The 10,051-nt window shown below is 32.2% G+C and carries 9 protein-coding genes; 7 read left to right on the top strand and 2 right to left on the bottom strand.

The genetic code is table 11. The features are described 5' to 3' along the window. Positions 1-283 precede the first annotated feature (283 nt). The 6 genes from ACYSNX_RS09165 to ACYSNX_RS09140 are packed head-to-tail and all read left to right on the top strand — an operon-like array spanning position 284 to position 3,944. Entirely contained in the window at positions 284-736 is a 453-nt protein-coding gene (locus ACYSNX_RS09165; RefSeq protein ID WP_461754377.1) for a plasmid mobilization protein, read from the top strand. After that, positions 720-1,190: a relaxase/mobilization nuclease domain-containing protein gene (locus ACYSNX_RS09160; protein WP_461754376.1), complete on the top strand. Its 471-nt coding sequence runs from the start codon at positions 720-722 to the stop codon at positions 1,188-1,190. The genes ACYSNX_RS09165 and ACYSNX_RS09160 overlap by 17 nt, the downstream gene beginning before the upstream one ends. A 57-nt stretch (positions 1,191-1,247) precedes the next feature. Then, positions 1,248-1,997 (top strand): hypothetical protein, encoded by a 750-nt coding sequence (locus ACYSNX_RS09155; RefSeq protein ID WP_461754375.1) that lies wholly within the window; start codon positions 1,248-1,250, stop codon positions 1,995-1,997. A gap of 3 nt (positions 1,998-2,000) precedes the next feature. After that, the gene (locus ACYSNX_RS09150; RefSeq protein WP_461754374.1) at positions 2,001-2,543 is read left to right on the top strand and encodes a hypothetical protein; all 543 of its coding nucleotides are present in this window, start codon (positions 2,001-2,003) and stop codon (positions 2,541-2,543) included. Further along, positions 2,544-2,882, top strand: a complete 339-nt coding sequence (locus ACYSNX_RS09145; RefSeq protein WP_461754379.1) for a type IV secretory system conjugative DNA transfer family protein — start codon at positions 2,544-2,546, stop codon at positions 2,880-2,882. A 54-nt stretch (positions 2,883-2,936) separates the two neighbouring features. Continuing rightward, the gene (locus tag ACYSNX_RS09140) at positions 2,937-3,944 is read left to right on the top strand and encodes a TraM recognition domain-containing protein (RefSeq protein WP_461754373.1); all 1,008 of its coding nucleotides are present in this window, start codon (positions 2,937-2,939) and stop codon (positions 3,942-3,944) included. A gap of 157 nt (positions 3,945-4,101) precedes the next feature. On the opposite strand, the gene ACYSNX_RS09135 is transcribed toward ACYSNX_RS09140, so the two are convergent. Continuing rightward, positions 4,102-6,078: a DUF3945 domain-containing protein gene (locus ACYSNX_RS09135; protein WP_461754372.1), complete on the bottom strand. Its 1,977-nt coding sequence runs from the start codon at positions 6,076-6,078 to the stop codon at positions 4,102-4,104. A 1,038-nt stretch (positions 6,079-7,116) separates the two neighbouring features. Between ACYSNX_RS09135 and ACYSNX_RS09130 the strand changes: the two genes are divergently transcribed. Beyond that, on the top strand, positions 7,117-8,631 hold the full coding sequence (locus ACYSNX_RS09130) for a tetratricopeptide repeat protein (RefSeq protein WP_461754371.1): 1,515 nt from the start codon (positions 7,117-7,119) through the stop codon (positions 8,629-8,631). Positions 8,632-8,695: 64 nt separating this feature from the next. Here ACYSNX_RS09130 and ACYSNX_RS09125 read toward each other — a convergent pair whose 3' ends face one another. Continuing rightward, positions 8,696-10,009 carry a DEAD/DEAH box helicase gene (locus ACYSNX_RS09125; RefSeq protein ID WP_461754370.1) on the bottom strand — a complete coding sequence of 438 codons (1,314 nt, stop codon included), beginning with the start codon at positions 10,007-10,009 and terminating at the stop codon, positions 8,696-8,698. Positions 10,010-10,051: the final 42 nt, after the last annotated feature.

Raw genomic sequence — 10,051 nt, 5'->3', positions numbered from 1 at the left:
CTATACTTCTATACATGACATCTACTTAAAAGTATCGTAAAGTTAAGAACCGCCTTGGTACGGATCCGTATGCCAGGTGGTGTGAGAGGTCGGCTGAAGAAATAATCTTCAGCCTCCTACTCGATTTTTAGGAGAATTATGGTCCTTATTTAATTTAAATGCAAAAATGGCTTCATTTGGCTTTGTGTGTCCTTATTTGGCCATAGGTTTTTAATTATAATAGTTTTTTCTTTGTAGAACTATTTTTAAAATATATAGTTAACCTATTAAAAAACAAACTATTATGACAAGTTTTAAGCCAAAATCTATTTCGACCAAAGGTGCTACTGGAAAAAGCAATCAAAGTAAAGCTAAGAGGATTTTTATCACTCTTACCCCTAAAGAACAACAACGACTTTCCCTTTTATTTGTAGTAAGTGATTTTAAAAATTACAATGCGTTTTTAAAGGATAAATTATTCTTTGATGCTAAGGCTTTAATAAAAAGTAAAGATGACTCTTTTGCATTTTATAGCAGACTTACTTGTTTATACCAAGAGTTCCATTTTTTAGCACAAAGTTATTCTGAGCTAGTGCAAAATCAAGATACCTTAGTCTACCAGCAAAAGGAGTTATTATATTTTTTAATCCGACAAACAAAGAAGTTGGCATTTTTATCCAAAAAGATCGTAAACTTAATTGAAGAGTTTAAGGCCCTTAATCCTTTAAAACAGACAGTAAATGATAGCCAATATTAGTTATACCCAGAGTAGTCTTGGTGCTTTGAAATATAATTTCGAAAAAGTACACCAAGCCAATGCCTGTATTTTGTATTGTAATAATATGTTGGAGGATTTGAATTTCGGTCTTGCAGAAGAACACGCAATTCAATGGTTGGGCCGTTATGAAAAACTCAGTTTTGGCATTGCTAAACCAGCTTTTCATCTTACTTTAAATCCGCATCCCAACGATAGTATGGGACAAAAAAAGAGCCAAATCTTGGTCAGAGACTTTATGAAGGAGTTAGGTATGCTTGATCAACCTTATGTGGTTTTTAAGCACGCTGATCTTCTAAGGGAACATTTTCATATTGTGGGATGTCGCAGAGCAGTTTATACCCATAAATTTGCTAAGTATAATGATCAGTTTTATTTAAATGAAATCTGTAAGGAGTTTATTGAGAAGTACACTCTAAGTGGTTTGCCAACATGAACAAAGCAAAATAAACCCTTAGTGATAAAGCCTGTGAATTATCGTATAGGTAATTTAATGAAGCAAATTAAAAATGTATTACAAGCTGTAAATAAGAATTTTCATTATTGGAGTTACGAAAGCTATAGGGCTATTCTTCGCAGTTTTGGAATGGATTGCAAGATGGAATACGCCATCGATAGATTTAGTGTTAAGAGCTATTTGGTATATTTTGCTATCGACAACAAGGCAAATTGTGTGGGAAGGCATTTACATGAATCGACCTTCGGTCCAGATTTTTCCTTTAAAGGGGTGGAATATCGCAATAAAAAATCCAAGAAATATATCAAGCAAACTCTCCATTTAAAAAACTTATCCAAAGATTTAAAGAAAAAGATGAAAGGGGTTACAACCGTTTTAGAATGCATTATCCTTTGTAAAGAATTAGGCATAAAGCTGGTTCGGGATAGCCAAATAAAACTAGGGAATTTCTATGTAAGTGATCGCCAATTAAAAGTGGTAATCCCTTTACATACTTTATATAAACCAAGAGAATTGGAAACTTATAAAATCACCAAAGACATGTACTTGGAGCTAAATGCAGATCAGTTTACAAAACAAACCCGAGACACTACAGTAGTAGATCCCTTTGTTACACCAATTGTAAAGTACCATACACAACACCTAGATATAGATACAGTGTTTGATTTCTTATTGCAAAGGAATAAAGAACACCTTATATCTGAGCAAAGATTTTTGAAAACCATAAAACTCTTGGGACCGTCTAATTCTTCTGAGGCTCTTGCAGGTCAATCTATAACTCTCTAAATCATGGCTTTTTCAAAAACTAATTATCAAGTGAGTAGTTCACTTCTTCTAGGGATTAGCCTTTTGATATTATTTGGGTATTATGTATTAAATATATATTTATCTACTTATAACTCTCAGCAAATTAAAGGTGCTGCGACTTTGGTTAATCCTTTAATTAAAGGACTTTATATTTTGAAAATTTCTGCTGGCTTATTCTTAGTTTTAAGTGTTTACAGCACTCAAGTACGAAAAGATTATCAGGGTAAACCTATATGGTTGATAGTGGCCGCTATAGGGGGCATATTTGTTTATTGTTTGAGTGAATTATATGTTTTTTTAGGAATTTATCCTATAAAACATTCTCATTGGTTAACTTTAATAGGTTATTTAATAGTAGGTTATAGTCTTTTATTATCTAGAAGAGTTTTAAAACAAAGTATAGATAATGATGTGTTTAACACCTTTAACGAAAGTTTTTTACAGCAAGAGCGAAAGATTGTTTCTAAGGATTCTTTAAATATACCCACACATTATTTTTATAAAGGTAAACGCCGAGCTGGATGAATAAATATATTAAACCCCTTTAGAGGAACTTTAGTCATAGGAAGCCCAGGGTCAGGAAAGACTTATACGATTATTACCTCCTTTATTGAGCAACATCTAAAAAAAGGATTTTCTATGCTAGTTTATGATTTTAAATTTGATGATTTAACCAAAACTACGTTTTTTACCCTTTCTAAGTGTAGAAAACACAAGCAAAATACATCAAAGTTTTATGTTCTAAACTTTGATGATGTTAGGACTTCTCACCGTTGTAATGCAATACACCCAGCTCATTTACAAAGTATTTATGACGCTTATGAAGCAGCTCATAGTATTTTACTTAATTTGAATAAGACATGAATACAAAGACAAGGCGATTTTTTTGTAGAGTCGCCCATTGTTTTGCTTACTGCCGTGATTTGGTTTTTAAAGTTATATCAAGATGGAAAGTACTGTACCTTACCCCATGTCATAGAGTTTGTGAATCAGCCCTATAAATCGGTATTCACTATTTTGAGTAGTTATTCAGAACTTGAGAATTATTTATCGGCTTTTACAGATGCCTTGCAAGGTGGGGCTCAAGATCAACTACAAGGACAAATAGCCTCTTTAAAGATTCCTCTTTCCCGCTTAGTTTCACAAAACTTATATTGGGTGATGAGCGGTAATGATTTTACACTAGATTTAAATAATCCTAAGTCTCCTAAGGTCTTATGCATTGGTAGTAGTCCACAAAGACAGCAACTTTACAGTGGCGCAATAGGATTATATATGAGTCGAATAATGAAACTAATTAATAAAAAGGGACAAAATAAGATGTCTTTGATTATAGATGAGCTTCCAACGGTTTATTTAAATGGGCTAGATCATTTTATAGCTACTGCAAGAAGTAATAAAATCTCCACCACTCTAAGCCTCCAAGATTATTCTCAATTAGTAAGAGATTATGGTGAAAAGCAAAGTAAGGTTATCTTCAATAGTTTAGGTAATATTATTAGTGGACAGGTTTTGGGAGAGACTGCTAAGTTATTAAGCGAACGATTTGGTAGAATTATACAGAAAAGGCAAGGATACACCAATAGTGATAGTCATTTTAGCAGTTCTGTATCTACTCAGTTAGATATGCTGATTCCCAGTGCTAAAATAAGTCAATTAGGGCAGGGGTATTTTGTGGGATGCCTCTCACAATCAAATGCAAAGGACTTGAATCAAGTAGTTTTTAATGCTAAACTATTAGTGAATAGGTCCAAGAAGGTAGCTGGTGAGCCTTTAAATTTGCCTTTTGTTAGAAACAAGCCTGCTTATAAAGGGGCTATGCCTCTTGATTATTATGTACAAAAAAATTATACGCGCATTAAGACCCAGATACAATTTTTAGTCAAAGTAGAGCTACAAAGAATAGGCCAACAACCAATAGTTTAAATAAGAGGCTGTCTCACAATTGAAGACAGCCCCTTTTTTGTTTAATAAATATCGTATTTTACTTAGTATAATTTAATTTAATCTAAAACATAAACTATACCTAATAAATTACTTCTGAATGACAGCCAAGTAACCTTTGTGAGATAGTCCCTTTTAGTTAAGGTTGTTCAAAATAAAAGTCTAATACTTTTTTGTCAAAATTATAAAGGACATATCCTTTGTATGGCCTGAATTTTTTGTTGACTAAATTGTCTAAATATACCCAATGTCCATTTTCTAGATCAATGATTTGCTCTAGAGTAAAGGCTACTCCTCGAAAGCTTGTTGGTATACCAAGCGGGCTGTATTCAATAGGCAATTCTTGCTCTTTTTTAAAGAAGAATTCTAAGTATCTTTTGTCTGCATTGTATTGTACAAAAGCGTCAAATAGGGTGCCTTTTTTAGAACTCATTCCTTGGAGAAAAATTGATTTACCACTAGCTAGAACCTCTTGTTGCTCTAAGCTAAGATCAATTCCTTTATAATTGGAAGGAATCTTTACTTTGTCTAATGCAATACCTACAATTTCATTAGTTAATTTATCTATACTAATAAGAGAGGGAACTTTTTCTAGGCTAAATTTATTGGTTAATTCTACTACTCTTCCCATATTTCCAGTTTGTAATAAATTTCCTTTATCCTCTTGAGTAAATGAATGATCAAAGAAGGGTAAATACAAACGTGGTTGAGAACTTATACCGTGTAAGGCAATTGTAATTAAGCCATTTTCATTGTGCCTAAAGCTAATTCTAGCTTCTAATTTTGCCACTATAGCATCTCCTTTGTAATGAATCCAGAATAACTTATTGGTTTTATACCCCCTTAACAACAACTCTAGTTGATTGGTTTTAATTAGAGTCTCTTTACTTACCCCTAATAGTTCTAGTTGCTTCCAATTGATTTGATTTTCATGGAAAACAGTTGGTCTAACTGTGGTTTGTGTACAGCGGGAGGAATGCTCTAGTTCACTAAGGATATTTTCTTGAGAATCTGGGAGTATGTGCATTGGTTTACGGAGTTCTTCATCTGTCTTTTGAGCTGTGTTTTCAATTGCATTTTCAATTGTTTGATGTACTTTTTTTTGATCTGATTCTCTAAGTAGTTCCTCTTTCTCCTGTTTAACTGCTTTAGACTTTGGGAGTTTCTTCTTCGTTTCATAGGATTGATTTTTAGATTTATTTATTAAATTTTCTGGTTCTTTTAGAATTAAACCTTCTGTGTTATCTTCCCTAGACTCAAGGGTAGGTAGTTCAAGCAAAATTGGATTGCTTTGTAGTTCTTTGTGTTTTACTAAGGTAGCTTGCTGCAATAAATAGGGTAGTGGGCTATTTTTTCCCGGGATAATTTTCGTCTTTTTAATCGTCTTGGGGTTAAAATAGATAGTAGTTTCTTGTTTTAGAAGCTTATAATTGCGAATGTTTTCTTTTAATTTTTGCAATAGCTGAATTTGTTCCGTCGTACTTAGAAGCCTGTGTGTAAAATCTAGTTGAAGTAAAATTTTCCCCTTCTTTTTTGGAATTTTTATCACCATGCCTTTAAACCTGCATTTTTTTGGGATGTCTGATTTTGCTATGATATATCCGTAGTTTATGCCAAACTCAATTAGTTGATTAATCATAAGTCTTTGTAGACGGCATTCAAAGAATATCCTCTTGTATTCTAAGAGATCTTTTCTTGTGTAGGACAATTTGTCTTTACTTAAATAGGCTATTAAATCTTCTTTACTTTGGATTATAGGTGTAGTATTATTGTACTGAGTAGGATCTTCCTTTAAGAGGTTTTTCAATAAATTCGGATCATCGCTATCTTCTACTTCTTTTAAAATTTTCCAAACACTTCGAATTGGAATTTTATAATAAGTATAAACTTGGGGATTTTTTGCCCTAGAAAGATAACTGGCAAAAAATCGCATAAATACAAGGGGATCCTGATGGACCTTCAAAAATTTGCTAAAATTCTCAGGAATAGGTTCTACTCCTTGGATATTGCCCTGTATATCGATTGATTTTAAGGCTAGTATTTGATTGGTAACTGCATGTTGCATTATGACTACATGAGTTAAACCTGATTGTGAATTGTGAATCAAGCTTTCCATAAATAATTCTTTAAAATTATGGTCTCACCTTTTAAAATTAAAAGGTTTATTAAGTAAAGTAGGTTGAAAAATAATGTCTAGGGAGCATTACATTAGTGATTATTGCCGTAGTTCAGGCAGTAATAGGGCAAGACTATCTACAGGTACTCCTTGTATATAGCATGGACTAAATACAACTGCTATACTTAAAAAAAGCCAATAAGGTTCCTATGTGCTTTTTAGCTTAAAGCTAAAGTCAAGCATTTTCATAAAGTAACTATAGACCTTGTAGCATAGTGGCTAGAAAATTGGGTCTACAGCAGTATCTCTATAGAATCCCTATAGTACGTTTAAGTAAAGACTTATAATTGAATCCAACAGAAAGAATATTCTGCTAGTAAAACTTTTTCAGATAAAAGTAATGTAATAGGTCAGATAACCATTTTGGGTGTAGCAGAATTCTAATCACAAAATCTCCATCAACGCTTTTGAGGAAGCTTTGCTGTAAAAGTACAGTTAAGGTTAAAATTTGGATTAGTCATGGTATTGCCATTATTTGTTAATAGTAAAATTCTAAAATATTTTTGATATTTCCAAATCTACGACTCCATATTTTTTTATAATCTATTGGTTTAGTGATTTTTATATCCGATATATCCTTGTGAATACACATAGATAAAGACTTTGTTAGATTTTATCTTATGTTTAATTATTTAAATAAATAGGATCTTATTTTACTAAAGTACTTCAATTGGAGTAGATTTCCCTTAATTTGACATTCAAGTAGAACATAGATTGCTATTATTCTCTCTTTTTTTAGAAGTAGTGAAGTATTAAAGTATTAAGAAGGATCTGGGTATATTAAAATAATAAGCAATATTCTAGATTAGAATAGTAATTAATAGGTATTAATAATTCTAGCTAATGTCTTAGTAGCTATAAAATTACAAGTCTAAGTATTTTATAAAATAAAAAATAATTGTATATTTAAAGAGGCATAGTTGTATTTTGAGCCTAGAGGAGCCTACTTAGGTGAACGTTGTATTTAAATCTATTGATATGGTAAATAAGTCTGTTACTGTACTTCGCAAAGAAGGTAAATTAGAGGAGGCATTGCAATTAGCAAAGCAAAACTTAAATGCAAATCCCCAAGAGCTTGAAAGTAAACTTACTCTAGGGTGGGTTTATTACGATTTCTTAAAGAAGTTTGCTATAGAAGGAGACTTTGACTCATTTATGGAGTATTTTCAAAATATTTCCACTTTAGGACTACCGGAGGTTCCTAATTTATTATTTGATAGTTTAGCCTGGCCAATTCGCAGCTTATTGGAGGCATTAATGCAAAGAAAACAGTGGAATTTCATACGTGCAAATCAGTTATTTAATATCTTGAAAACCTTTAGCTTTACAAGGCCTAGTGAAACCTTCAGCTTACTTATTCGAACATTAAACCAAGGATTTCAAAATTATAATAATTATACCGAAGTACTAGATTGGTGTACCTTGGATGATTTTGAAGCTCAAGATTATATAGAGCCTTTTTTTAATGGGCGTAAATCCATTGCTTTAGTAGAACAGATATACATTAATTATGCTAAGTGTTTGCTTCAAGGTGATGCTTTTCCAGATAAAGTACAAAGAAGTCAGAAACTACAGTATTTTCAAGAACGTCTTGCTCAATTAATGCTAAAGTACCCAAACTATGTTTATCCTGCTTATTACAGAAGTAAAATTCTATTGGAATTAGGTGATCAAAAACAGGCATTGAAAGTTTTTCTACCCTTTGCTAGAATAAAGAGCAATAATTATTGGGTTTGGGAGATGCTTGCTCAATTATATCACGACAACCAGCCATATGCTTTTAGTTGTTATTGTAAAGCTTTGTCCTTACCTACTAGAGAGGAGTTCTTAATCAAGGTGAGACAAGAGTTTTGTAGTTTACTTGTTGAAAGTAAGATGTATGTAGAGGCTAGAACGGAAATATTTAAAATTCTTCAAGTAAGTCAGCAAAGTTCCTTGACTGTACCAAATCAAGTTAACCAATGGATCAAGCAGCCTTGGTATGAGATGGTAAGAGAATCAGATAGTAATTATTTACTTTATAAACGATATAAAGGAATTGCAGAGGAATTGCTTTATCAAGATATTGAACCTATTATAATTGTAGCTGAATTCATTCATCATGACAAAAAGATCTTGCATTTTATCCAAAGTAAAAATTTGTCTGGATTTATCAAATACGATGGTTTTATTAAGGATCCAGTAGTAGGAGAGCTCTTTGAGGCACGTTTGCAAAAAGAGGGAGATAATGGCTTTTATATGGTACAAACTTTAAAAAGAGCAAAGGATGCCGTTAGTGAAGCGGTTAAATCCGGACATGGAGTTGTACGTATTTTACCAGAGGGAATAGGATTTATAGGAGATGTTTATTTTGACAAACAACTCTTGGAGAAAAATTTCATTACCAATGAGTCTGCGATTCAATACAAAGCTTTTATGGTGTATAACAAAAAGCGTAAACAATGGGGGTGGAAAGCCTTTCAAGCTTCCTTGTTAAACACAAATACAAATTGAGAATAACTTTATCTATTATAGAAAAATGCTCCATAAAAATCAAAAGGTTTTTATGGAGCATTTTTTAATTGCGAGCTAAGGCAATTTTAACTTTTTTATTCTTGATTTTGGTGTCTTGTAAGTTGGTTAATAAAGCTTTAACACGTTGGGATTTAATTGCAATAAAAGCTTGGTTGTCTCTTAAGTCTATTAAACCAATATCTTCTTTAGTTAAGCCTGCAGTTTTTATAAGATAACCAACAATATCTACTTTATTGATTTTATCTTTTTTGCCTGCACTTATATAAATGGTTTGAAAGTCCGTTTTATTATTGATTACCGTATTGTTTTTTAATATCTCTAAGGGGATATCTTGATCAATATAAGATAATTCATTATCTAGTTCACTTAAGATCAAATAAACCTTCCCTTTAGCTTTCATACGAGCTGTACGACCATTTCTGTGTATAAAGGTATCTTGGTTTTGTGGCATTTGATAATGAATCACATGTCCAATTTCAGGGATGTCTAAGCCTCTTGCGCCTAAGTCTGTACTAATTAATATATTACAACTACCATTTTTAAATTTCATTAAGGCTCTTTGACGATCTTCTTGTAAAAGCCCCCCATGAAAAGCACTATTAGCAACTTTGTTTTTGGCTAGGGTTTGGCTAATTCTATCTACAGCATCCCTATGGTTGCAAAATATTAAAATTGTATCTTTACCAATCTTGGCTAGTAACTTAATTAAATCTTCTAGTTTTTCAGTGCTTTTGCAAACAACTTTACTATAGGTTATTTGAGGCTGCTGCTTTTCAATATGTAAGAAATCCAGTTCTTTAGTTTGCTTTAATTGAGTAAAAGCAGGTATTTTACTTAATTTGGTAGCTGAGGTAAGTATTTTAAAACTCAGATTTTTAAAAGAGTTTATGATATAATCCATATCCTGGGTAAAACCAAGTTCTAAGGCTTTATCAAATTCATCTATCACTAGACTAGTAACAGTAGAAGGATCAAAGGATTTTTGCTCAATATGAAATTTTAATCTACCTGGGGTACCTATAAGTAAAGCACTAGGAGTGGAGAAATTATTCATTTCTGTCTTTACGCTATGGCCTCCGTAACAAGTATTTACCTTAAAAGGTGTTTTCATTGCTTTGAAAACCGCTTCAATTTGTAGGGCTAGTTCCCTTGTTGGGACAATACATATTGCTTGTACTCCTTGTTTATCTCGCTCTAAATGTTGGATAAGTGGTAATAAAAAAGCCAATGTTTTACCAGAACCCGTTGGAGATAGTAATACCAACTCTTTTTGAGTTTGACTTTGCTTTAACACCTCTTGCTGCATAGCATTGAGAGCTTGTATATCTAAATTTTGTAGAATTTTATTTATTTTCATCTTACAAAGGTAAAGTTATTATCTTTTTAAGTGAACAAAAAA

The sequence above is a fragment of the Myroides sp. LJL115 genome (assembly GCF_054871665.1).
The sequence above is the reverse complement of the archived record's forward strand: the minus strand, read 5'-3'. Positions and strand labels throughout refer to the sequence as shown.